At 55.8% G+C, this 22,971-nt stretch carries 28 protein-coding genes; 18 read left to right on the top strand and 10 right to left on the bottom strand.

The window, feature by feature from the left end:
• Nucleotides 1-16 precede the first annotated feature (16 nt).
• The 8 genes from metK to ruvX all read left to right on the top strand — a co-directional run bounded on the left by metK (nucleotide 17) and on the right by ruvX (nucleotide 7,128).
• On the top strand, nucleotides 17-1,171 hold the full coding sequence (gene metK, locus BJP35_RS17890; RefSeq protein WP_014171559.1) for a methionine adenosyltransferase: 1,155 nt from the start codon (nucleotides 17-19) through the stop codon (nucleotides 1,169-1,171).
• 367 nt (nucleotides 1,172-1,538) lie between these two features.
• A complete protein-coding gene (gene galP / locus BJP35_RS17885) occupies nucleotides 1,539-2,936 on the top strand; it encodes a galactose/proton symporter (RefSeq protein WP_086463456.1) in 1,398 nt (465 codons plus the stop codon).
• A gap of 58 nt (nucleotides 2,937-2,994) precedes the next feature.
• Nucleotides 2,995-3,492, top strand: a complete 498-nt coding sequence (locus BJP35_RS17880; protein WP_086463455.1) for a SprT family zinc-dependent metalloprotease — start codon at nucleotides 2,995-2,997, stop codon at nucleotides 3,490-3,492.
• A gap of 94 nt (nucleotides 3,493-3,586) precedes the next feature.
• Complete coding sequence (gene endA, locus BJP35_RS17875) at nucleotides 3,587-4,294, top strand: deoxyribonuclease I (RefSeq protein ID WP_020883698.1); 708 nt, start codon at nucleotides 3,587-3,589, stop codon at nucleotides 4,292-4,294.
• Between the two features lie 52 nt (nucleotides 4,295-4,346).
• The gene (rsmE, locus tag BJP35_RS17870; RefSeq protein WP_086463454.1) at nucleotides 4,347-5,078 is read left to right on the top strand and encodes a 16S rRNA (uracil(1498)-N(3))-methyltransferase; all 732 of its coding nucleotides are present in this window, start codon (nucleotides 4,347-4,349) and stop codon (nucleotides 5,076-5,078) included.
• Nucleotides 5,079-5,117: 39 nt separating this feature from the next.
• Nucleotides 5,118-6,065: a glutathione synthase gene (gshB, locus tag BJP35_RS17865; RefSeq protein ID WP_086463453.1), complete on the top strand. Its 948-nt coding sequence runs from the start codon at nucleotides 5,118-5,120 to the stop codon at nucleotides 6,063-6,065.
• 86 nt (nucleotides 6,066-6,151) lie between these two features.
• Nucleotides 6,152-6,712, top strand: coding sequence for a YqgE/AlgH family protein (locus BJP35_RS17860; RefSeq protein WP_020883695.1), 561 nt, complete (start codon nucleotides 6,152-6,154; stop codon nucleotides 6,710-6,712).
• Nucleotides 6,712-7,128: a Holliday junction resolvase RuvX gene (gene ruvX / locus BJP35_RS17855; RefSeq protein ID WP_014171567.1), complete on the top strand. Its 417-nt coding sequence runs from the start codon at nucleotides 6,712-6,714 to the stop codon at nucleotides 7,126-7,128. The genes BJP35_RS17860 and ruvX overlap by 1 nt, the downstream gene beginning before the upstream one ends.
• Here ruvX and BJP35_RS17850 read toward each other — a convergent pair.
• Nucleotides 7,094-8,119, bottom strand: coding sequence for a type IV pilus twitching motility protein PilT (locus tag BJP35_RS17850; protein ID WP_032678947.1), 1,026 nt, complete (start codon nucleotides 8,117-8,119; stop codon nucleotides 7,094-7,096). The two genes, ruvX and BJP35_RS17850, sit on opposite strands and share 35 nt — an antisense overlap.
• 17 nt (nucleotides 8,120-8,136) lie before the next feature.
• On the opposite strand from BJP35_RS17850, the gene BJP35_RS17845 reads away from it, so the two are divergent.
• From BJP35_RS17845 to BJP35_RS17820, 6 genes are all read left to right on the top strand, one after another.
• Nucleotides 8,137-8,838, top strand: coding sequence for a YggS family pyridoxal phosphate-dependent enzyme (locus BJP35_RS17845; protein WP_044865459.1), 702 nt, complete (start codon nucleotides 8,137-8,139; stop codon nucleotides 8,836-8,838).
• A 21-nt stretch (nucleotides 8,839-8,859) separates the two neighbouring features.
• Nucleotides 8,860-9,426, top strand: a complete 567-nt coding sequence (locus BJP35_RS17840; protein ID WP_014171570.1) for a YggT family protein — start codon at nucleotides 8,860-8,862, stop codon at nucleotides 9,424-9,426.
• On the top strand, nucleotides 9,423-9,719 hold the full coding sequence (gene yggU, locus BJP35_RS17835) for a DUF167 family protein YggU (RefSeq protein WP_014885193.1): 297 nt from the start codon (nucleotides 9,423-9,425) through the stop codon (nucleotides 9,717-9,719). The genes BJP35_RS17840 and yggU overlap by 4 nt, the downstream gene beginning before the upstream one ends.
• A gap of 3 nt (nucleotides 9,720-9,722) precedes the next feature.
• The gene (locus BJP35_RS17830; RefSeq protein ID WP_086463452.1) at nucleotides 9,723-10,316 is read left to right on the top strand and encodes an XTP/dITP diphosphatase; all 594 of its coding nucleotides are present in this window, start codon (nucleotides 9,723-9,725) and stop codon (nucleotides 10,314-10,316) included.
• Nucleotides 10,309-11,451, top strand: a complete 1,143-nt coding sequence (hemW, locus tag BJP35_RS17825; RefSeq protein WP_014171573.1) for a radical SAM family heme chaperone HemW — start codon at nucleotides 10,309-10,311, stop codon at nucleotides 11,449-11,451. The genes BJP35_RS17830 and hemW overlap by 8 nt, the downstream gene beginning before the upstream one ends.
• 63 nt (nucleotides 11,452-11,514) lie before the next feature.
• Nucleotides 11,515-11,877, top strand: a complete 363-nt coding sequence (locus BJP35_RS17820; RefSeq protein WP_047743623.1) for an endonuclease domain-containing protein — start codon at nucleotides 11,515-11,517, stop codon at nucleotides 11,875-11,877.
• 61 nt (nucleotides 11,878-11,938) lie between these two features.
• On the opposite strand, the gene BJP35_RS17815 is transcribed toward BJP35_RS17820, so the two are convergent.
• The 3 genes from BJP35_RS17815 to trmB are packed head-to-tail and all read right to left on the bottom strand — an operon-like array spanning nucleotide 11,939 to nucleotide 13,757.
• Nucleotides 11,939-12,655 carry a DUF2884 domain-containing protein gene (locus BJP35_RS17815; RefSeq protein WP_020883689.1) on the bottom strand — a complete coding sequence of 239 codons (717 nt, stop codon included), beginning with the start codon at nucleotides 12,653-12,655 and terminating at the stop codon, nucleotides 11,939-11,941.
• Nucleotides 12,656-12,711: 56 nt separating this feature from the next.
• Nucleotides 12,712-13,038: a YggL family protein gene (locus tag BJP35_RS17810; protein WP_086463451.1), complete on the bottom strand. Its 327-nt coding sequence runs from the start codon at nucleotides 13,036-13,038 to the stop codon at nucleotides 12,712-12,714.
• On the bottom strand, nucleotides 13,038-13,757 hold the full coding sequence (trmB, locus tag BJP35_RS17805) for a tRNA (guanosine(46)-N7)-methyltransferase TrmB (protein ID WP_020883687.1): 720 nt from the start codon (nucleotides 13,755-13,757) through the stop codon (nucleotides 13,038-13,040). The genes BJP35_RS17810 and trmB overlap by 1 nt, the downstream gene beginning before the upstream one ends.
• A 144-nt stretch (nucleotides 13,758-13,901) precedes the next feature.
• Between trmB and mutY the strand changes: the two genes are divergently transcribed.
• The 4 genes from mutY (at nucleotide 13,902) to BJP35_RS17785 (ending at nucleotide 17,888) form a co-directional block, all read left to right on the top strand.
• Nucleotides 13,902-14,954, top strand: coding sequence for an A/G-specific adenine glycosylase (gene mutY / locus BJP35_RS17800; protein ID WP_020883686.1), 1,053 nt, complete (start codon nucleotides 13,902-13,904; stop codon nucleotides 14,952-14,954).
• Between the two features lie 26 nt (nucleotides 14,955-14,980).
• Nucleotides 14,981-15,253 (top strand): oxidative damage protection protein, encoded by a 273-nt coding sequence (locus BJP35_RS17795; protein ID WP_013098674.1) that lies wholly within the window; start codon nucleotides 14,981-14,983, stop codon nucleotides 15,251-15,253.
• Between the two features lie 56 nt (nucleotides 15,254-15,309).
• Nucleotides 15,310-16,386, top strand: coding sequence for a membrane-bound lytic murein transglycosylase MltC (gene mltC / locus BJP35_RS17790; RefSeq protein WP_025203253.1), 1,077 nt, complete (start codon nucleotides 15,310-15,312; stop codon nucleotides 16,384-16,386).
• 245 nt (nucleotides 16,387-16,631) lie between these two features.
• Nucleotides 16,632-17,888, top strand: coding sequence for a nucleoside permease (locus tag BJP35_RS17785; protein WP_020883685.1), 1,257 nt, complete (start codon nucleotides 16,632-16,634; stop codon nucleotides 17,886-17,888).
• A gap of 18 nt (nucleotides 17,889-17,906) precedes the next feature.
• Here BJP35_RS17785 and citG read toward each other — a convergent pair whose 3' ends face one another.
• From citG to citC, 6 genes are read right to left on the bottom strand one after another with little or no spacing between them, the layout of a single operon-like run.
• Entirely contained in the window at nucleotides 17,907-18,716 is an 810-nt protein-coding gene (gene citG / locus BJP35_RS17780; RefSeq protein ID WP_086463450.1) for a triphosphoribosyl-dephospho-CoA synthase CitG, read from the bottom strand.
• On the bottom strand, nucleotides 18,694-19,233 hold the full coding sequence (gene citX, locus BJP35_RS17775; protein ID WP_086463449.1) for a citrate lyase holo-[acyl-carrier protein] synthase: 540 nt from the start codon (nucleotides 19,231-19,233) through the stop codon (nucleotides 18,694-18,696). Before citX ends, citG begins: the two co-directional genes overlap by 23 nt.
• A 2-nt stretch (nucleotides 19,234-19,235) precedes the next feature.
• Nucleotides 19,236-20,753 (bottom strand): citrate lyase subunit alpha, encoded by a 1,518-nt coding sequence (gene citF / locus BJP35_RS17770; protein WP_086463448.1) that lies wholly within the window; start codon nucleotides 20,751-20,753, stop codon nucleotides 19,236-19,238.
• Between the two features lie 10 nt (nucleotides 20,754-20,763).
• Nucleotides 20,764-21,639 (bottom strand): citrate (pro-3S)-lyase subunit beta, encoded by an 876-nt coding sequence (citE, locus tag BJP35_RS17765; protein ID WP_014171585.1) that lies wholly within the window; start codon nucleotides 21,637-21,639, stop codon nucleotides 20,764-20,766.
• Entirely contained in the window at nucleotides 21,636-21,929 is a 294-nt protein-coding gene (gene citD, locus BJP35_RS17760) for a citrate lyase acyl carrier protein (protein WP_020883681.1), read from the bottom strand. Before citD ends, citE begins: the two co-directional genes overlap by 4 nt.
• Nucleotides 21,930-21,945: 16 nt before the next feature.
• Nucleotides 21,946-22,971, bottom strand: a complete 1,026-nt coding sequence (citC, locus tag BJP35_RS17755; protein WP_014171587.1) for a [citrate (pro-3S)-lyase] ligase — start codon at nucleotides 22,969-22,971, stop codon at nucleotides 21,946-21,948.

Genomic DNA, 22,971 nt, shown 5'->3' with positions numbered 1-22,971 from the left:
TTAGGTGAAATAAAACATGGCAAAACACCTGTTTACGTCCGAGTCCGTATCAGAAGGACATCCAGATAAAATTGCTGACCAAATCTCCGATGCGGTGCTTGATGCGATCCTGACGCAGGATCCAAAAGCGCGCGTCGCGTGTGAAACCTACGTCAAAACCGGCATGGTTCTGGTTGGCGGTGAGATCACCACCAGCGCATGGGTGGATATCGAAGAGATTACCCGTAACACGGTTCGTGAGATCGGTTATGTCCATTCTGATATGGGCTTTGATGCCAACTCTTGCGCGGTACTGAGCGCAATTGGCAAACAGTCTCCGGACATCAACCAGGGCGTTGACCGTGCCGATCCGCTGGAACAGGGCGCGGGCGACCAGGGCCTGATGTTTGGTTATGCAACCAACGAAACTGACGTGCTGATGCCAGCGCCCGTGACCTACGCACACCGTCTGGTGCAGCGTCAGGCTGAAGTGCGCAAGAATGGCACCCTGCCGTGGCTGCGTCCTGATGCGAAAAGCCAGGTGACCTTCCAGTACGACGACGGCAAAATCGTCGGTATTGACGCGGTCGTTCTGTCTACTCAGCATTCCGAAGAGATCGACCAGAAATCCCTGCAGGAAGCAGTGATGGAAGAGATCATCAAGCCGGTTCTGCCAACTGAATGGCTGAGCTCCGCAACCAAATACTTCATCAACCCAACCGGACGCTTTGTTATCGGCGGCCCAATGGGTGACTGCGGTCTGACCGGCCGTAAAATCATCGTTGATACCTACGGCGGCATGGCACGTCACGGTGGCGGTGCCTTCTCCGGTAAAGACCCGTCTAAAGTTGACCGTTCTGCTGCGTACGCTGCGCGTTATGTTGCGAAAAACATCGTTGCTGCTGGCCTGGCTGACCGCTGTGAGATTCAGGTTTCCTACGCTATCGGCGTGGCTGAACCGACCTCCATCATGGTTGAAACCTTTGGTACTGAGAAAGTGCCATCCGAGCAACTGACACTGCTGGTGCGCGAGTTCTTCGACCTGCGCCCATACGGTCTGATTCAGATGCTGGATCTGCTGCACCCAATCTACAAAGAAACCGCTGCATACGGTCACTTTGGTCGTGAACATTTCCCATGGGAAAAAACCGACAAAGCCGCTCTGCTGCGTGAAGCTGCCGGTCTGAAATAATCGACTGACAGCGAATGTTAAAAAAGGCCAGCCCCGTGCTGGCCTTTTGCTTTTGTCAGCCAGAGAGCCTGACATTGCGCTTTGCGTGAAACCGATTACACCCCGCCCGATATACCTCGCTTTCAGAATAATCTCTTTGCATGATCGCATGTCTTATGCTGTTACATTTCCTTTCAGTTAAGTCTGAAATTCATTCAAACGCGATGCGCATCAACTAATTTACCTCTATATTTTCAAAGCTTTAATTTTATTTACGGTTGCACACCAGTGTAACCGATTACACCAATGTGATTTATCTCACATATTTATACGGGTTGCTCACTTACCCTTAACATCGATAAAACTGATAACCCAACTGGAGGGCATAATGCCTGACAATAAAAAACAGGGGCGTACGTCCAATAAGGCGATGACATTTTTCGTCTGCTTCCTCGCCGCCCTGGCAGGATTACTTTTTGGCCTGGACATTGGCGTGATTGCCGGTGCGTTACCCTTTATCACTGAAGAGTTCCAGATAAGCGCTCACACCCAGGAGTGGGTAGTAAGTTCCATGATGTTTGGTGCGGCCGTGGGTGCCGTGGGCAGCGGCTGGCTCTCTTTCAGGCTGGGCCGCAAAAAGAGCCTGATGATCGGTGCAATCCTGTTTGTTGCCGGTTCTCTCTTCTCAGCAGCGGCTCCAAACGTTGAGGTATTGCTGCTTTCCCGTGTACTGCTTGGCCTGGCCGTGGGTGTGGCGTCGTATACCGCCCCACTCTATCTCTCTGAAATCGCACCCGAGAAAATCCGTGGCAGTATGATTTCGATGTACCAGCTGATGATCACCATCGGCATCCTCGGAGCTTACCTTTCCGATACCGCGTTCAGCTACAGCGGCGCATGGCGCTGGATGCTTGGCGTGATCATTATCCCTGCCATTCTGCTGCTGATTGGCGTTTTCTTCCTGCCGGACAGCCCACGCTGGTTTGCAGCGAAGCGTCGTTTCGTCGATGCCGAGCGCGTGCTGCTGCGACTGCGCGATACCAGCGCGGAAGCCAAAAACGAACTGGAAGAGATCCGCGAGAGCCTGAAGGTAAAACAGTCAGGCTGGACGCTGTTTAAAGAGAACAGCAACTTCCGTCGTGCGGTATTCCTGGGCGTGCTCCTGCAGGTGATGCAGCAGTTCACTGGGATGAACGTCATCATGTACTACGCGCCAAAAATCTTTGAACTGGCGGGGTATACCAACACCACCGAGCAGATGTGGGGGACCGTCATCGTGGGGCTGACCAACGTTCTGGCGACCTTTATTGCTATCGGTCTGGTGGACCGCTGGGGCCGTAAGCCAACCCTGACGCTGGGCTTCCTGGTGATGGCCGCCGGTATGGGTGTTCTCGGCACGATGATGCACGTGGGGATTCACTCTCCAACCGCCCAGTATTTCGCAGTGGGCATGCTGCTGATGTTTATCGTCGGGTTTGCGATGAGCGCCGGTCCGCTGATTTGGGTGCTGTGCTCTGAAATCCAGCCGCTGAAAGGGCGTGATTTCGGTATCACCTGCTCCACCGCGACCAACTGGATTGCCAACATGATTGTCGGTGCGACGTTCCTGACCATGCTCAATACGCTGGGCAACGCGAACACCTTCTGGGTCTACTCCGGCCTGAACATCTTCTTTATTGTTCTGACGCTGTGGCTGGTTCCTGAAACCAAACACGTGTCACTGGAACATATTGAACGTAACCTGATGAAAGGTCGTCCACTGCGCGAGATTGGCGCACACGACTAATTCTCTGGCGGGAGGTGCCTCTTGCACCTCCCCGCTTCGCGCTTTATGCTCTGCCCCTATGAAAGCACCCCGTCTCCCCATCGCCCTTCAGCAAGCCGTTATGCGCAGCCTGCGGGAAAAACTCGCCCAGGCCAACCTGAAACTCGGCCGGAATTACCCTGAGCCGAAACTCGTCTACCAACAGCGTGGCACGGCGGCGGGCACGGCGTGGCTCGAATCCTATGAGATCCGCCTGAACCCGGTGCTGATGCTGGAAAATCAGCAGGCGTTTATTGAGGAAGTGGTGCCACACGAGCTGGCGCACCTGCTGGTATGGAAACACTTTGGCCGCGTGGCACCCCACGGCAAAGAGTGGAAGTGGATGATGGAAGTCGTGCTGGGCGTTCCGGCACGCAGAACCCATCAGTTTGAACTTGAGTCGGTACGCCGCAATACCTTCCCCTACCGCTGCCAGTGTCAGCAGCATCAGCTTACCGTTCGCCGTCATAATCGCGTGGTGCGCGGCGAGGCCACCTACCGTTGCGTCAAATGTGGTGAACCGCTGGTCGCGGAATAACCAACTGAACTTTCAGGAACTTTCCTGATCTGACTGATTGCATACAGGAACAACATTCGTTACGTTGCGGGCTCGTTTTGACACGGAGTGTAAGATGTCCCGTAATTTTTCTCTCGCGGTCGCTTTTCTGGCGACAGCACTCTCCGGCCAGGCTCTGGCCGACGGTATTAACAGTTTCTCCCAGGCAAAAGCGGCAGGCGTAAAGGTCAACGCGGATGTTCCCGGTGATTTTTATTGCGGCTGTAAGATTAACTGGCAGGGTAAAAAAGGGATCGTTGATCTCGAATCCTGCGGCTATAAAGTGCGTAAGAATGAAAACCGCGCCAGCCGCATCGAGTGGGAACATGTGGTGCCGGCATGGCAGTTTGGCCACCAGCGTCAGTGCTGGCAGGATGGCGGTCGTAAAAATTGCGCCAAAGATCCGGTCTATCGCCAGATGGAAAGCGATATGCACAACCTGCAACCCGCGGTTGGCGAGGTGAATGGCGATCGCGGCAACTTTATGTACAGCCAGTGGAACGGCGGAGAGGGTCAGTACGGCCAGTGCGGCATGAAGGTTGATTTTAAAGAGAAAGTCGCTGAGCCCCCGGCCCGCGCGCGCGGCAGTATCGCCCGCACCTATTTCTATATGCGTGACCGTTACGACCTCAACCTTTCCCGCCAGCAGACGCAGCTGTTCAACGCATGGGACAAGCAATATCCGGTGACGGAATGGGAATGCCAGCGTGACGCGCGCATCGCGAAAGTTCAGGGTAATCACAACCCTTACGTCCAGCGGGCTTGCCAGGCGCAAAAGAGCTAACCTACACTAGCGGCAATTCGCTTACACCGCATGACATATGGAATTTCTGACTATGCGCATTCCTCGCATCTACCACCCGGAGCTGATTACCGTCGGCCGCGAAATTGCCCTCTCTGACGATGCCGCCAACCATGTTGGTCGCGTACTGCGCATGGGAGCAGGACAAGCTATTCAGCTGTTTGATGGTTCTAATCAGGTTTTCGACGCGGAAATTACGCGTGCTGATAAAAAAAGCGTGCATGTAACGATATTGCGCGGCGAAGTGGATGACCGTGAATCTCCGCTGCACATACACCTGGGACAGGTGATGTCGCGCGGAGAAAAGATGGAGTTCACCATCCAGAAATCCATTGAACTGGGTGTAAGCCTCATTACGCCACTTTTTTCTGAGCGCTGTGGCGTTAAACTGGATGCGGAACGTCTGAATAAAAAGATCCAGCAGTGGCAGAAAATTACCATTGCTGCCTGTGAACAGAGTGGCCGCAACCGTATTCCGGAGATCCGCCCGGCGATGGATCTGGAGGACTGGTGTGCTGAAGAGGAAAGCGGGCTGAAGCTCAATCTCCATCCACGCGCCAGCGCCAGCATCAATACGCTGCCGCTACCCGTTGAACGTGTTCGCCTGCTGATTGGTCCGGAAGGCGGCTTGTCCGCTGACGAAATTGCCATGACGGCGCGTTACCAGTTTACTGATATTCTGTTGGGACCTCGCGTTCTGCGTACTGAGACAACGGCACTCACAGCCATTACCGCGCTACAGGTGCGTTTTGGCGATCTGGGTTAACGCTAAGCCTGAGCCCTCAGGCTTTTAACGGAGATGAAAATGATCAAGCTCGGCATCGTGATGGATCCCATCGCAAACATTAACATCAAGAAAGATTCCAGCTTCGCGATGCTGCTGGAAGCGCAGCGTCGCGGCTATGAACTCCACTACATGGAGATGAACGATCTTTACCTGATCAACGGTGAAGCCCGCGCACGCACCCGCATCGTTAACGTCGAGCAGAATTACGACAAATGGTATGAATTCGGCACCGAGCAGGATATTGCCCTTGCCGACCTCAATGTCATTCTGATGCGTAAAGACCCTCCGTTCGACACCGAATACATCTACTCCACCTATATCCTTGAGCGCGCGGAAGAGAAAGGAACGCTGATCGTCAACAAACCGCAAAGCCTGCGCGACTGTAACGAGAAGCTCTATACCGCATGGTTCTCTGACCTGACGCCTGAAACGCTGGTGACCCGCAACAAGGCACAGCTGAAAGCGTTCTGGCAGAAACACGGCGACATCATCATGAAACCGCTGGACGGCATGGGTGGCGCATCTATTTTCCGCGTGAAAGAGAGCGACCCGAATATTGGGGTGATTGCCGAAACGCTGACCGAGCTGGGCACGCGTTACTGCATGGCACAAAACTACCTCCCGGCCATTAAAGATGGCGATAAACGCGTTCTGGTGGTGGATGGTGAACCGGTGCCGTATTGCCTCGCGCGTATCCCGCAGGGCGGCGAAACCCGCGGTAACCTGGCGGCCGGTGGCCGCGGTGAGCCGCGCCCGTTAAGTGAAAGCGACTGGGAAATTGCCCGCCGCGTTGGCCCGACACTGAAAGCCAAGGGCCTGATTTTTGTCGGCCTGGATATCATCGGCGATCGCCTGACCGAAGTGAACGTGACCAGCCCAACCTGTATTCGTGAAATCGAAGCGGAATTCCCGATTTCGATCACCGGAATGCTGATGGACGCCATCGAGAAACGTTTACAGAAATAACCTTTCAATACTATTAGTGACAGCACCCCGGTTTGTCCGCATACTGGGGCTGTCGCTTTTTAAACCAGGAAACAGTACCTCTGACAATGAATTTACAGCATCACTTTCTTATTGCCATGCCTGCTCTCCAGGATCCGATTTTTCGCCGCGCCGTGGTTTATATTTGTGAATACAATGAAGACGGCGCGATGGGCATTATCATCAACAAACCGCTGGAAAACCTGCAGGTTGAAGGGATTCTGGACAAGCTGAAAATTTCGGCTGAAGAGCGTCTGCCGGAAATCAGGCTTGATAAACCGGTGATGCTGGGCGGGCCACTCGCAGAGGATCGCGGTTTTATCCTGCATACGCCGCCGGTCTTCTCTTCCAGTATTCGCATCTCTGACAACACCGTCATTACGACCTCTCGCGACGTGCTCGAAACGCTGGGTACCGCTGAGCAGCCGTCGGAAGTGCTGGTGGCCCTGGGCTACTCCTCCTGGGAGAAAGGCCAGCTTGAGCAAGAGATCCTCGATAACGCCTGGCTGACCGCGCCTGCGGACATGAACATTCTGTTTAAAACCCCTATTGCCGATCGCTGGCGTGACGCCGCAAAACTGATCGGCATTGATATCCTGACTATGCCTGGCGTAGCGGGGCATGCCTGATGAGCGGAACACTTCTGGCCTTCGATTTTGGCACCAAAAGCATAGGCGTCGCCGTGGGTCAGCGAATCACGGGTACCGCACGCCCGCTCACGGCCCTGAAGGCCAGTGACGGCACACCGGACTGGAACCTCATCGAGCGCCTGCTAAAAGAGTGGCAGCCGGATGACGTCATCGTTGGGTTACCGCTGAACATGGATGGCACTGAACAACCGCTTACCGCCCGAGCGCGGAAGTTCGCCAATAAAATCCATGGCCGCTTTGGCGTCTCCGTGAAGCTCCACGACGAGCGTCTGAGTACCGTTGAAGCACGTGCAGGTCTTTTTGAACACGGCGGCTTCAGGGCTCTCAACAAAGGCAGCGTTGACTCCGCGTCCGCTGTCATCATTCTCGAAAGCTATTTCGAACAGGGTTATTGAGCGCCGGGGCCTGGAGTTGCCCCTGCGCCCGTCTTTCAGCCAGGCTCTGGTCAAAGTTCTGCATCCCCGCCTGCTGGCCGGTTTGAATAATACCGGGCAATTGCCACGTTTTTCCTTCGCGAATGAGATTCGCCGCCGCCGGAGTATTCACCAGCAGCTCATAAAGCGCCACGCGCCCGCCCTGCGCATCGGGGAGGAGCTTTTGCGCCAGCACCGCCCGCAGGCTGCCGGCCAGCTGATTACGCACCGGATCTTTCTCCTGCGCCGGAAACGTATCAACCAGCCGCTCAATCGCCTGCGCTGCCCCGCGAGTATGCAGTGTCGCGAGCACCAGATGTCCGGTTTCTGCCGCCGTCAGCGCGAGGCGGATTGTTTCACTGTCGCGCAGCTCACCCAGCAGTATGACATCAGGATCCTGGCGTAACGCCCCGCGCAGCGCGTCGGCAAATGACGGGCTGTGTTGGCCAATCTCGCGCTGCTGGATCAGGCAACGTTCGCTCTGGTACAGAAACTCCACCGGGTCTTCGAGCGTCAGAATATGCCCGTCAGTATGGTGATTAAGAAAATCTACCATCGCTGCCAGCGTAGTGGACTTACCGCTGCCGGTTGCCCCGGTGACCAGGATCAACCCGTTGTCACTGGATAACAGCTCAGGAACAACCCGGGGCACCCCCAACGCGGAGAGTTGCGGGCAGACCCCGGGCAACAGCCGCAGCGTCATAGAGACGCCGCTTGTCTGTTTAAACGCGCTTCCGCGCAGGCGCTGATTGCCCGCCAGGGTGACGGCAAAATCCACCTGCCCGTTCGCCCACCACGTTCCCTGCTGTTCGTCGTTAAGCCACGCTTTTAATAGCGTATCGACTTCGGGAGGCGGAAACGGCGCGGGTTCAAGACGACCTGATCTGCGCCAGCGCGGTGGCGAATCACTGCACAGGTGTAGATCGGAGACATTATGCTTTACACTAAGGGCCACAATTTCTTCCACATCCATACAATACTCCTCGGAAAATGAACGACATTGCGCACAACCTGGCACAGGTCCGGGACAAAATCTCAGCTGCAGCAACACGTTGCGGCCGTGCTTCAGAAGAAATTACGTTACTTGCAGTGAGTAAAACCAAGCCTGCGAGCGCCATCGCAGATGCGATTGAGGCGGGTCAGCATGCGTTTGGTGAAAACTACGTGCAGGAGGGCGTGGATAAAATTCGCTTCTTCCAGGAACAGGGGAAGACGGATCTGCAATGGCACTTTATTGGCCCCTTGCAGTCGAACAAAAGCCGTCTGGTCGCTGAACATTTCGACTGGTGCCATACCATTGACCGTTTGCGTATTGCTTCGCGCCTGAACGACCAGCGCCCTGAAGCGTTACCGCCGCTGAATGTGCTGATTCAGGTCAACATCAGTGACGAAAACAGCAAGTCCGGTATTGCGCTGGAAGAACTGGATGCGCTGGCAGCAGACGTCGCGGCACTGCCGCGCTTAACCCTGCGCGGGTTGATGGCCATCCCGGCACCGGAGTCAAGTTATGAAAGGCAGTTTGCCGTGGCACAGCAAATGGCTGTAGCATTTGAGGCGCTTAAAGCGCGCTATCAAACGGTAGACACGCTTTCTCTGGGCATGTCGGATGATATGGAAGCCGCCATCGCGGCAGGCAGCACTATGGTGCGCATCGGCACGGCAATTTTCGGTGCGCGCGATTACACCCAATAATAAGGAAACCTGAGGAACGCCATGAAGACGTTGACTTTCCTGCTTTCAACGGTCATTGAGCTGTATACGATGGCGCTGTTACTGCGCGTCTGGATGCAGTGGGCCCGCTGTGATTTTTACAATCCGTTCTCGCAGTTTGTCGTGAAAATCACGCAACCTATCGTAGGACCGCTGCGTCGCGTCATTCCGGCGATGGGCCCCATTGACAGTGCTTCTCTGCTGGTCGCGTTTATTCTGAGCGTTATCAAAGCGATTGTGCTGTTTATGGTTATCACCTTCCAGCCGATAATCTGGATTGCCGCCGTACTGATCCTGATAAAAACCGTCGGTCTGCTGATCTTCTGGGTGCTGCTGGTCATGGCGATCATGAGCTGGGTAAGCCAGGGCCGTAGCCCGGTGGAGTACGCGTTAATTCAGCTGGCTGAGCCGCTGCTGCGTCCAATCCGTAACCTGCTTCCGTCGATGGGCGGCATCGATTTCTCTCCGATGATCCTGGTTCTGCTGCTGTACGTCGTGAATATGGGGATCGCTGAGCTGTTACAGTCCACGGGCGATATGCTGCTGCCGGGGCTGTGGATGGCGCTATGAGTGCAGTGAGCACTTGCGCTGACGGGCTGGTTTTACGGCTGTATATTCAGCCGAAAGCCAGCCGTGACAGTATTGTTGGACTGCATGGCGACGAGCTAAAAGTCGCCATCACTGCCCCACCGGTTGATGGCCAGGCGAATGCGCATCTGACCAAATATCTGGCAAAACAGTTTCGTGTCGCCAAAAGCCAGGTGATCATCGAGAAAGGTGAACTTGGGCGGCATAAACAGGTAAAAATTCTCAACCCGCAATCTATCCCGACGGAAGTCGCGGCGCTGACAGAGCAGGATTAAACCATGCAGAAAGTTGTTCTCGCTACCGGTAACGCCGGTAAAGTGCGCGAGCTGGCCTCGCTATTAAATGATTTTGGACTGGATGTTGTTGCACAGACCGAACTGGGTGTGGATTCCGCCGAAGAGACAGGGCTGACGTTTATCGAAAACGCGATCCTGAAAGCGCGCCATGCCGCACAGATTACCGGTTTGCCCGCGATTGCCGACGACTCCGGTCTGGCGGTAGATGCCCTTGGCGGTGCGCCGGGTATCTACTCCGCACGCTATTCAGGCGTCGATGCCACCGACCAGCAGAATCTGGAAAAGCTGCTTGTCGCGCTGAAAGACGTGCCAGATGATAAACGCCAGGCTCAGTTCCACTGCGTACTGGTCTATCTGCGTCATGCCGAAGACCCTACGCCAGTCGTCTGCCACGGCAGCTGGCCGGGTGTGATTACCCGTGAAGCGGCAGGCTGTGGTGGCTTTGGCTACGACCCGATTTTCTTTGTCCCGTCTGAGGGCAAAACCGCTGCGGAACTGTCCCGCGAAGAGAAAAGCGCGATTTCCCACCGTGGACGCGCCCTGAAACTGTTACTGGAAGCACTGCGTAATGGCTAATTTGCCGCCTCTGAGTCTTTATATTCACATCCCGTGGTGCGTGCAGAAATGCCCGTACTGCGATTTCAACTCGCACGCGCTGAAAGGTGAAGTGCCGCATGATGACTACGTTGCGCATCTGCTGGCCGACCTGGATGCCGATGTACCTTACGCACAGGGACGTGAAGTTAAGACCATTTTCATTGGTGGCGGTACGCCGAGCCTGCTTTCTGGCCCGGCGATGCAAACGCTGCTGGACGGCGTGCGTGCGCGCCTGAACCTGGCCGCGGATGCTGAAATAACAATGGAAGCCAACCCCGGCACCGTTGAAGCCGACCGTTTTGTCGATTATCAACGTGCAGGCGTGAACCGCATCTCGATCGGTGTCCAGAGCTTTAGCGAGCCGAAGCTGAAACGTCTGGGACGCATTCACGGCCCGGAAGAGGCAAAGCGCGCGGCAAACCTGGCCACTGGCTTAGGTCTGCGCAGCTTTAACCTGGATTTGATGCACGGTCTGCCGGACCAGTCGCTGGAGGAAGCGCTGGACGATCTGCGTCAGGCGATCGCGCTTAACCCACCGCATCTCTCATGGTATCAGCTGACTATTGAGCCAAACACGCTGTTTGGTTCCCGTCCGCCGGTGCTGCCGGATGATGACGCCCTGTGGGATATCTTTGAGCAAGGTCATCAGCTTTTGACCGCGGCAGGTTATCAGCAATACGAAACCTCCGCATACGCGAAGCCGGGTTACCAGTGTCAGCACAACCTGAACTACTGGCGCTTTGGTGATTATCTGGGGATTGGCTGTGGCGCACACGGTAAAGTGACCTTCCCTGACGGGCGCATCCTGCGTACCGCCAAAACGCGTCATCCGCGTGGTTACATGGAAGGCCGCTACCTTGAACGTCAGCATGATGTTGAGGCGGCGGATAAACCGTTTGAGTTCTTTATGAACCGCTTCCGCTTGCTGGAACCCGCACCACGTGCGGAGTTTGCGCGTTATACCGGATTGCCGGAAGCCACGATTCGTCCGCAGATTGACGAGGCGCTGGCGCAGGGATATCTCACCGAGTGTGAGGATTACTGGCAGATCACCGAGCACGGCAAACTGTTTTTAAACTCCCTGCTTGAGTTGTTCCTCGCAGAAGATTCCTGAAGGCTGATTCAGGATTTTGCACCCCATTCTGCCGGCTGAGGGAAAGGCTGGCAGAGTGTGGGGATGGATATTACTCGAACTTATGCAAAACAGCTCAGACGGGAGCTGACAAAAGAAGAAAGACGGCTTTGGTATCTACTGCGCAGCCGCCGTTTCGAAAATTATAAATTTCGTCGACAACATCCTGTAGATCACTACATTCTGGATTTCGCCTGCTGTGCGGCTCATCTGGCTATTGAACTGGATGGCGGGCAACATGATGAAAAGCAGGAATACGATCGTCAAAGAACGTGCTGGCTTAACGAGAAAGGCTGGTATGTCATTCGATTTTGGAACAACGAACTCTGGAATAACGAAGAAGCGGTGTTAGAAAAGATCCTTGAAACACTGCAAATGCTGCAACCCTCACCCCGGCCTTCTCTCTAAAAGGGAAAGGGAGCAAACCATCCCCTCGCCCCTTTGGGGAGAGGGTTAGGGTGAGGGGAAATTACTTCAGCGTCCCCACCAGCGCCTTGCGGCTATCTTCCAGCGACACCACGCGTTTACAGACGTCTTTGCCGAACTGCTGGAAATCGTCTTCCTGGTTCTTCCACTCGTTCTGAATCGAGGTCTGCAGCCCACCCAGGCTACCGAGCACGCCCTGCAGTGGGTTACCGCCGCCTTTCAGCACCGCTTTAGCCCCCATCTCGTTAATGCTGTCCTGCAGGATGCCACCCATTGCCTGGTTCACCAGCTGCTGACCGTCGGCACGAACCTGATCGATTGCCTTGTAATGGAACGTCAGGCCGTCGGAGCGATGCTCAATAATGCGGTTCATCTGCTCTTTCAGCTGTTTGTCGAGCTTCGTCAGGCGGGTGCGCATGTTACTGCTCTCTCCCACCTCTTTGGTGATGATCTTATCCAGCGCGACGCGGCTCTTCTCTACGCGCGTCAGGGCACCTTCATCAATCCACGGCAGCGCGGTACGCAAATCGGCCTGGTAGTCTTTCGCCTGCTCACGCTGAGCGGGGGTCAGGTTGTACTGTTTACCGTTAAATGTGACGTTCCCGTCCGGCGTAATCACCAGATGACCGTTCTCGCCTTTGACCTGCACGGTTTGCGGGCTTAACACCACGTCATCACGCGGGGTGACGCTACATTTATACTCCGCATGAGCGGTGAATCCGGTTGCCATTAAGGCAACAGCCAGCAACGTTTTGCGCATCTTAAACACTCCCTCAGACAAAATGGGCCAGCTAATGCTGGCCCCTTACTGCTTAATTAGTCCCACCAAACGTCAAAAAGTTCGCTGACGCGGACATCTTCCAGTTTGTGGTCTTCAAGCCATTTGCGTACAAGCGCCTGATGTTCTTCGGTGCATTTACCGACTTCCTGGGTGCAGATCAGACCTTCCCATGCCAGATAACCGCTACCATCAAAGGCCAGGTTGTTTGGCTCGATCACTTCATTAATGAACGCATCTACGTCCTGATCGATCTGGTCTACGCTGGTGCCTTCCGGGAAACGCCACGCAACGGAGAAGCCCACTTCCTGGAATTCTTCGATGTGCATTTTTTTACGCAGACGACGGCTACGATTCTTTGCCATTATTTCACCCTCTCGAACATTAAGTCCCATACGCCGTGACCAAGACGATGGCCACGCTGTTCAAATTTTGTCACCGGACGTGAATCGGGACGCGGTACATAGTCGTTGCTTGCAGACTGGTTTTTATACCCGTCCAGAGACGACATGACTTCCAGCATATGTTCCGCATAAGGTTCCCAGTCGGTCGCCATATGGAAGACACCGCCCAGTTTCAGCTTACTTTTTACCAGCTCAGCAAACGGCGCCTGAACGATACGGCGTTTATTATGCCGTGCTTTGTGCCACGGGTCAGGGAAAAAGAGCTGAACCATGGTCAAAGAATTGTCAGGAATCATTTTGTGCAGCACTTCAACCGCGTCGTGACACATAACGCGCAGGTTCTCAACGCCCTCTTCATGAGCCGTTGCCAGACATGCGCCTACGCCTGGTGAGTGCACCTCAATGCCGAGGAAATTTTGCTCCGGGCGCGCGTGGGCCATGGTAACCAGTGAAGACCCCATACCGAAGCCAATCTCCAGTGTTACCGGCGCGTCGCGGCCAAACAGCTCGGTAAAGTCCAGAGGCTGCTCGCTGAACTCAACGCCCATCACCGGCCAGTAGTTGTCCAGCGCATGTTGCTGCCCTTTGGTCAGGCGACCCTGACGGCGGACAAAGCTGCGAATACGGCGCAGCGGGCGACCGTTTTCATCAAATTCCGGTGAAATGACGTCGTTTTTCATAAAAGAGTTGTCTGCTTGTGAGAATGTTCGGGAAACGGGCATTATCCAAAGTTAAGGCTTCTATGCAAGCATGGGAAAGATCCGGTTTACAGCAGATTGACGCTGTGCTGCAATCGGCGTCCCTGATTATGCGAATCGATGACCATGCAAGCCTCTCAATTTTCAGCCCAGGTGCTGGACTGGTACGACAAATACGGGCGTAAAACCCTGCCCTGGCAAATTGAAAAAACGCCTTACAAAGTATGGCTCTCCGAAGTGATGTTGCAACAAACGCAGGTCGCCACGGTGATTCCTTACTTCGAGCGCTTTATGGCACGTTTCCCAACGGTGACCGACCTGGCCAATGCGCCATTAGACGAGGTGCTGCACCTGTGGACCGGTCTCGGTTACTACGCCCGTGCGCGCAATTTGCATAAAGCCGCGCAGCAGGTGGCGACCCGACACCACGGCACATTTCCGGAAACCTTCGATGAAGTGGCTGATTTGCCGGGCGTCGGACGTTCAACCGCTGGCGCAATCCTCTCCCTGTCTTTAGGCAAGCATTTCCCGATCCTCGACGGCAACGTGAAGCGCGTCCTCGCACGATGCTATGCCGTTGACGGCTGGCCGGGAAAAAAAGAGGTCGAAAAACGGCTGTGGGAGATCAGCGAAGCGGTTACGCCGGCAAAAGGCGTGGAGCGCTTTAACCAGGCGATGATGGACCTGGGGGCCATGGTCTGCACGCGATCAAAACCGAAATGCGAACTTTGCCCGGTCAATAATCTCTGCGTGGCTTATGCGAACCATTCATGGGCGCAGTATCCGGGCAAAAAGCCAAAGCAGACGCTGCCAGAGCGCACCGGCTACATGCTGTTGATGCAGCATGGCGATGGCGTCTTTCTGGCGCAGCGGCCGCCGAGCGGCCTGTGGGGTGGTCTATACTGCTTCCCACAGTTTGAAGATGAAGAATTGTTACGGGAATGGCTTAAACAGCGCGGCATCGCTGCCGATAACCTGACGCAGCTGACCGCGTTTCGTCATACCTTTAGCCATTTCCATCTCGATATTGTACCGATGTGGCTTCCCGTGTCCTCAATCACCGCCTGCATGGATGAAGGAACGGCTCTCTGGTATAACTTAGCGCAACCGCCATCAGTCGGGCTGGCGGCTCCCGTGGAGCGCCTGTTACAGCAATTACGTGCCGGTGCAATGGTTTAGCATCAGCCACCAACAGAGGAATGAGTATGGCCAGAACTATTTTTTGTACTTTCCTGCAGCGTGACGCTGAAGGCCAGGATTTCCAGCTTTATCCGGGCGAACTGGGTAAGCGCATCTATAACGAAATTTCCAAAGAAGCCTGGGGACAGTGGCAGAAAAAACAGACCATGCTGATCAACGAGAAGAAACTCAGCATGATGAACCCGGAGCACCGCAAACTGCTTGAACAGGAGATGGTGAACTTCCTGTTCGAAGGCAAAGACGTCCACATCGAAGGCTATACGCCGCCGGAAAAATAACAGCGTGCGGGGGCAACTCCGCCGTACAAGCAAACACAACACGCACTCCCGGAATGATGAAAAAATTTTTAGCGCTAGCCCTTGTTGCGCCGTTGCTTGTCTCTTGTTCTTCCAAAAAAGGCGATGATTACAACGAAGCCTGGATAAAGGACACCAACGGTTTTGACATTTTGATGGGGCAGTTTGCCCATAACATCGAAAATATATGGGGATTTAACGAAGTTCTTATTGCCGGACCTAAGGACTACGTTAAGTACACCGACGCCTATCAGACCCGTAGCCACATCAACTTTGATGAGGGGACTATCACGGTTGAAACCATCGCAGGCACCGAACCTGCCGCACGGTTACGTCAGGCGATCGTGAAAACCTTGCTGATGGGTGACGATCCAGGCTCAATCGATCTCTACTCCGACGCCGATGACATCACCATCTCCAAAGAACCGTTCCTGTACGGCCAGGTTGTCGATCAGACCGGACAGGCCATTCGCTGGGAAGGGCGTGCCACAAAATTTGCCGATTATCTGCTGCAGACACGCCTGAAAAGCCGCTCTAACGGCCTGAAGATCATCTACAGCGTCACCATCAACCTCGTGCCGAACCACCTCGACAAACGTGCGCATAAGTACATTGGCATGGTACGTCAGGCCTCGCGTAAGTACGGCGTGGATGAGTCGCTGATCCTGGCGATCATGCAGACCGAATCGTCGTTTAACCCGTACGCGGTAAGCCGTTCCGACGCGCTGGGACTGATGCAGGTCGTGCAGCACAGCGCAGGTAAAGACGTCTTCCGCGCTCAGGGTAAATCCGGTACGCCGAGCCGCAGTTATCTGTTCGATCCACAAAGCAACATTGATACCGGCACCGCCTACCTGGCGATGCTCAACAATGTCTACCTGGGTGGAATTGATAACCCGACATCACGTCGCTATGCGGTGATCACCGCGTATAACGGCGGTGCGGGCAGCGTCCTGCGCGTCTTCTCGAGTGACAAAGTGCAGGCGGCGAATATCATCAACAGTATGGCGCCGGGGGATGTCTATTCCACGCTTACCACCCGACACCCGTCTGCGGAATCGCGTCGTTATCTGTATAAAGTGAACACGGCGCAAAAAAACTACCGTCGACGCTAAACCCTTTACCCTGCCCTCTTCCTGTGGGAGAGGGCCAGGGTGAGGGCATCAGACCGCACCCTCCCCGCTCCCACCCATACGAAAATGTTATTTGCATCACAATCCAAACTGCAAATTAATGTGGATTGCATTTTTTTGCGGGAGGTAACAAAACATAAACTCGCCTGCTGATAGAATTGCATCAAATAACAACCCTGAATGTTCCTATAACAACATATCTCCCGCTCACTTGTGAGGAAAGTAACATGAACCTTAAGCTGCAGCTTAAAATATTGTCGTTTCTGCAGTTCTGCCTGTGGGGTAGCTGGCTGACTACACTCGGCTCCTATATGTTTGTGACGCTCAAGTTCGATGGTGCGTCTATCGGTGCCGTCTACAGCTCGCTCGGCATTGCGGCTGTCTTTATGCCAACGCTGCTGGGTATCGTGGCGGATAAATGGTTAAGTGCGAAATGGCTGTACATGCTTTGCCATTTGGTGGGTGCGGGGACGCTGTTTATGGCAGCCCAGGTCACCACGCCGGGGGCGATGTTCATGGTGATCCTGTTTAACTCGCTGGCCTACATGCCAACGCTTGGCCTGATCAACACCATCTCCTACTACCGCCTGAAATCTGCCGGTATGGAAATCGTCACCGATTTCCCGCCAATCCGTATCTGGGGCACCATCGGCTTTATCATGGCAATGTGGGGCGTGAGCTTCGCAGGCTTCGAACTGAGCCATATGCAGCTCTACATCGGGGCGGCACTCTCCGTGGTGCTGGCGCTGTTCACCCTGACCCTGCCGCATATTCCGGTGTCTAACCAGCAGAAAAACCAAAGCTGGAGCACCATGCTCGGTCTGGACGCTTTTGCGCTGTTTAAAAACAAACGTATGGCGATCTTCTTTATCTTCTCCATGCTGCTGGGTGCGGAACTGCAGATCACCAACATGTTCGGCAACACCTTCCTGCACAGCTTCGACAATAACCCGCTGTTCTCTGGCAGCTTTATCGTTGAACATGCGTCAGTGATGATGTCCATCTCTCAGATCTCTGAGACGCTGTTCATCCTGACCATCCCGTTCTTCCTGAGCCGCTACGGCATCAAGAACGTCATGCTGATCAGTATCGCTGCATGGATGTTGCGCTTCGGTCTGTTTGCCTACGGCGACCCAAGCCCGTTCGGTACCGTGCTGCTGGTTCTGTCGATGATTGTTTACGGCTGCGCCTTCGACTTCTTCAACATCTCTGGTTCGGTGTTTGTGGAAAAAGAGGTGAAACCTGAAATCCGCGCCAGTGCTCAGGGTATGTTCCTGATGATGACCAACGGCTTCGGCTGTATTCTGGGCGGTGTGGTGAGCGGTAAAGTGGTTGAGATGTACACCACTAACGGCATCACCAACTGGCAGCCCGTGTGGCTTATCTTCGCCGCGTACTCGTTGGTACTGTTCTTCGCGTTTATCGCACTGTTCAAGTACAAGCACGTACGCGAACCGCACGCTGCGCAGCCTATCGCGCATTAATGATGATCCCCTCTCCTTTCAGGAGAGGGGTAATTTCGCCAGCACCCATCCTACCGACAATAAATCCGCACTGCCCCCCGGGCTTAAATTCCGTTCAATGAGCGCATTGTCCATCTGTATTAATGCATCACGATCCCAGCCACGCGTCAGTAATGCCCGCGCATAACCCTGCACATAGCGCAGCCCTTCCATACCGCCGCGCGACACCAGGTTACTGTCCTGATTCATCGCCATCAGGCGCAGCAGCAGGTCATGCAGCGCGTGCCCGTTCCATTGCGCCAGCGCTGCACGCACCGTAGCAAAACCGCTTTCCGCTTCGCCCCGCGCGCCGGTTAAACCATACTGCTGAAACTGCCGCTCCCCTGCCGTCGCCTGTCCACTGCGGGCCGCCAGCTCACGCGCCACCAGCCCGCGACAGAGGTGACTCACCTCATTACAGAGGCTCTCAGCCGTGGCGTGTTTCACACGTCCGGCGGCAAAGCACAGCAAACCGAGGGCAAAAATGCCGCCTTTATGCGTGTTCACCCCGCACGTTGCAGCGTACATTGCCTGTTCACAGGCAATGCCCATCGGGCGAATGATCCGTATTTGTTCCGTCGCGGGTTTATCCGCATGGGTATGACCCAGCTCTGCAAAGCGCGCAAACCACGGGGTGATGGCCGCAATACTGCGGGCAAACAGCGCGTGATCCATATCGCGGTGTGCACCGTTGTTGAGCTTATCCACCAGACCCGGCTTGGGCGTCAACGCCAGCTCCTGCCATAACGCTTCTTCGGCGAGCCCTGGCACATCGCATGGCTGCGGGTTAGTCGCGAGCAAACCAGTCATCGATCATCTTCTCCACGCGAGCCACCACCTGCTCTACAGGATGCTTACGCGAACGGGAACAGGCGTGGGCAGGCTCATCACATAACAGACAGCGCCGGAGGTGTGCCCCTAAAGACTGGCGCCCCACATGCCCCTGTGCCGGGCAGATCACATCCAAATCCCACAGCCTGCCGAGCGGGTGAGTCTGCTCCAGATCCGTACAGTGCGCTTTGATTTCCGCCGCCGGATGCGCCACGCACCAGATTGCTTCTGGCCCGGTGGGCAGCCACAGCACCTGGCGGTCCAGCACCTGCCAGCGGTTTTCCCACAGCAGCTGGTCGCACATCTGCAATGCCACGCCCATCGTATTGCGATAGCGCAGGCTGTCTTTGATCTCCCCGGGGGTGACGAGCGTGAGAGAAATCACCGGTTGTTGATAGTGCGTGAGCCAGTCAGTCTGGCGTGCTGCACGGCGCTCTTTCGCCGCCAGCAGCTCCTCCAGGCTGACACCCGCCCGCACGGGTGTCGCTACAGTCATCATTACTCCTTCACCTGTCGAACGGTGTCGATGACGCTGCCGTCGCGGTAGCGGATCACACCGACGATTTTGTCGGTAAACTCAATGGGTTTTGGTACGCCAGTCAGTGATATCGCCCGCTCGAAAAGCGCGTTGATATCGACAACGTTGAGGCCTGCGGCAAGCAGTCGTTCGCGGATTTCCGGGCGTGCCGGGTTAACCGCGATGCCGTGATCGGTAACCAGCACGTCGATGCTCTCCCCGGGCGTCAGCCGGGTGGTCACCCGCTTCACGACGGTTGGAATACGGCTACGCAGCAGGGGGGCGACCACGATGGTCAGGTTCGCCGCCGCGGCCACATCACAATGTCCGCCGGATGCCCCACGCATTACGCCGTCAGAGCCGGTAATAACATTGACGTTAAAATCGACGTCAATTTCCAGGGCGCTGAGGATCACCACATCAAGCTGGTCGCAGCTTGCTGCCTTGCTGCCGGGGTTGGCATAAACGTTGGTGGAGATCTCCACATGATTCGGATTTCGTGCCAGCGAGGCCGCAGCCTCGCCGTCGAAACACTGGGTATCGAGCAGCTTTTCGATCAGGCCTTTCTCGTGCAGATCCACCAGGCTGCCGGTAATGCCTCCGAGCGCGAAGCGCGCCTTCACGCCGCTGCGCTCCATTTTCTCCTCCATAAAGCGGGTACAGGCGGTAGCCGCCGCACCGGAGCCGGTCTGCATGGAAAAACCGGGTTTGAAATAGCCTGAATGTTCAATCACATCCGCCGCGTAGCGGGCAATCATCAGCTCACGCGGATTACTGGTCACGCGAGCTGCACCGACGCTGATTTTCGCCGGGTCACCCACGCTCTCCACCTGCACAATGTAATCCACCTGATCCTGCACCAGGCTGGCGGGCATATTCGGGAACGGTACCAGTTCTTCGGTCAGCAGCACCACCTTGCGGGCGAAATGCGCGTCCACCATTGCATAGCCAAGCGAGCCGCAGCACGATTTCCCGTGCGTGCCGTTGGCGTTGCCAAATTCATCGCTGCACGGCACGCCAAGAAACGCCACGTCGATATTCAGCTCGCCGTCCTGCAACAGCTTCACGCGCCCGCCGTGGGAGTGAATTTGTACCGGCTCGGCCATCAACCCGTGTGAGATAGCGTCCGCCAGCTTGCCCCGCATACCGGAGGTGTAAATCCGGGTGATAACGCCGCTTTCGATGTGTTCGATCAGCGCGTCGTTACAGGTCATCAGCGAGCTGGAAGCCAGCGTCAGGTTTTTAAAGCCCATACGCGCAAGCAGCGCCACGACGGTATTGATCACCCGGTCGCCTTCGCGAAACGCGTGGTGGAAGGAGACGGTCATCCCGTCCTGTAACCCGCTGCGTAACACCGCCTCTTCGACCGAAGCACAGAGCTTACGGGTGTGTTTTTCGTCAGGGCTGTTCAGCCATGGCGTTGCGCTGTGGGCGGCCTCAAACGGTTTTAAGTCCCGCAGATGGGGGAAATTCACATAGAGAAGTTCTGTCTGATTCATTGTGTAATCCTTAACGACGCACGCCGGAGGCCGCCGCGCGTTCCAGCACCATCTGCGCGTGGTTAATAATAGGGGCATCGACCATTTTGCCGTTGAGCGACACGACGCCCAGGCCGTTACGCTCCCCCTCTTCTGCCGCTTCAATCACCCGTTTCGCGTGATCCACTTCCTGCTGGGTTGGGGCATAGGCGTTATGTAACAGGTCAATCTGACGTGGGTTAATCAGCGATTTACCGTTAAAGCCCATCTTGCGGATCAAATCGACCTCGCGCAGGAAGCCGGCTTCATCGTTAACGTCCGACCACACCACGTCGAAAGCGTCGATACCCGCGGCGCGGGCGGCGTGCAGCACGGCACAGCGGGCATAAAACAGCTCAGTGCCATCCCCGCGTTCCGTCTGCATGTCCATCACATAATCAAAGGCGGCCAGCGCGATCCCGATTAAGCGCGGAGAACTGCGGGCAATGGCCACGGCGTTAATCACCCCAATCGCCGATTCAATAGCCGCCATGACGCGGGTCGAGCCCGGCTCGCGCCCGCATTCACGCTCGATACGCGCCAGATGCCCTTCCAGCTCATCGATATCCTCCGGGGTGTCGGTTTTCGGCAATCGAATCACATCCACCCCTGCCCGCACGGCGGCTTCCAGATCCAGCAAGCCAAACGGCGTGCTCAGCGGGTTAATGCGCACCACGGTTTCGATATCCTGATACATCGGGTGCTGCAGGGCATGAAACACCAGCATGCGCGCGGTATCCTTCTCGCGCAGGGCGACGGCGTCTTCAAGGTCAAACATGATGGAGTCCGGGCGGTAGATAAATGCCGTAGAGAGCATGGCGGCGTTTGCGCCCGGCAGGAACAGCATACTGCGGCGGAGTTTGCTCATTTCAGCGCCCCCCAGTTGAGTGTCGGCTCATCGGCTGCGCGCAGGAGCGCGCTTTGCAGGCGGGCGCGGATCACACAGTCCAGCGCCCCTTTGTCTTCAACAATAATTAATCCCTGGTGCACGTTCATGGCGCGCAATGTGTCGTTAACGACCTGGCGAATATGTTCGCCAAACTGCTTAATCACTTCACTGTGGATGATAATTTCCAGCTCACCCTGAGCGGGGGCAATTTTTACCATCAGGTCGCTGGACTCCTGCGTACCGGCCAGCGCCTCCCTTACAATTTTCATGATAAATTCCTGATAGTTATGCGACTTCCGCACTCGCACGGTAATGCGTTTCGAGGTGCGCGAAGGTGGAGTCCGGGACAATCTCCCGGATCCGGGAAAACTGCTGTGTCTTGAGCAAGCGGCGGACTTCCGACGCGGAAATAGCGTTGCCGGTGACCTTGATGCGCGGCATTTCCACCACGTCAATCTGTGAGGCCAGCAGGTCGTGCAGGGTCTGGTTGTACTGACGGGTGATATCGCAAAACGGCTCCGAACCGATAAAGCGATGCGTAATACCCAGCGCCGGGGCGATGAAGTCCCGAAAGATCAGCACATCGATTTCGCTCCACGCCTGCTGTACTTTGCCGGTCTCTTTCAGGAAGTAGGCCGGAAACGTGGCGCGGGAGATGATGTACTGCGATCCTTCATGCACAATCACGTTCGGCAGATGCGCCACGCCCGCCCGTACCATCTCTAGCCGGGCGCTGAACGGGAAGAACGAGGCATCCTCGCGCACCACAAACAGATGCAGCGCATCGCACTGCCCCGCGGCCTGCTCGACCAGATGCCGGTGGCCGAGGGTAAACGGATTCGCATTCATCACGATCGCGCCAATCTTCTTCCCGGCCTTGCGCTGACACTTGAGCGCGCGGCAGTAGCGCTGGATCCCCTGCGGGGTGTTCTCCATCAGCACCGCGTTGTTCCCGCTCTGGGCAATCGGCCAGAAGCCGCTGCGGCCAAAGCGCTCCTTGTTGCACGGACGGGTGCAGAGGAAGAGGTGAAAATGGCCGCGCTCCAGCGCCGCATTTTCCACCTCTGCCAGCAACCGTGCGCTGAGGTTCTCCCCACGAAGCTGCTCGTTTACCGCCACGCACTTGATGACGTTAGCGGCAAGCCCGGCACAACCCACCAGCTGCGTGCCGGACCAGGCTTCGACAAACAGCGTGATGTCGTTGTCCAGGCCAAGGCCGCTGTCTGCCAGCAGGTAACGGATCTGGCTTAAGCGTTCCGGGTGTTTCGCCACAAGGGTGTGGCGAAAATCGATAGTGGGTTGACTGTTCAT

It is taken from the genome of Enterobacter sp. J49, assembly GCF_002148625.1.
GTDB classification, from domain to species: Bacteria; Pseudomonadota; Gammaproteobacteria; order Enterobacterales; family Enterobacteriaceae; genus Enterobacter; species Enterobacter ludwigii.
This window is presented reverse-complemented; position numbering and strand designations above follow the sequence as displayed.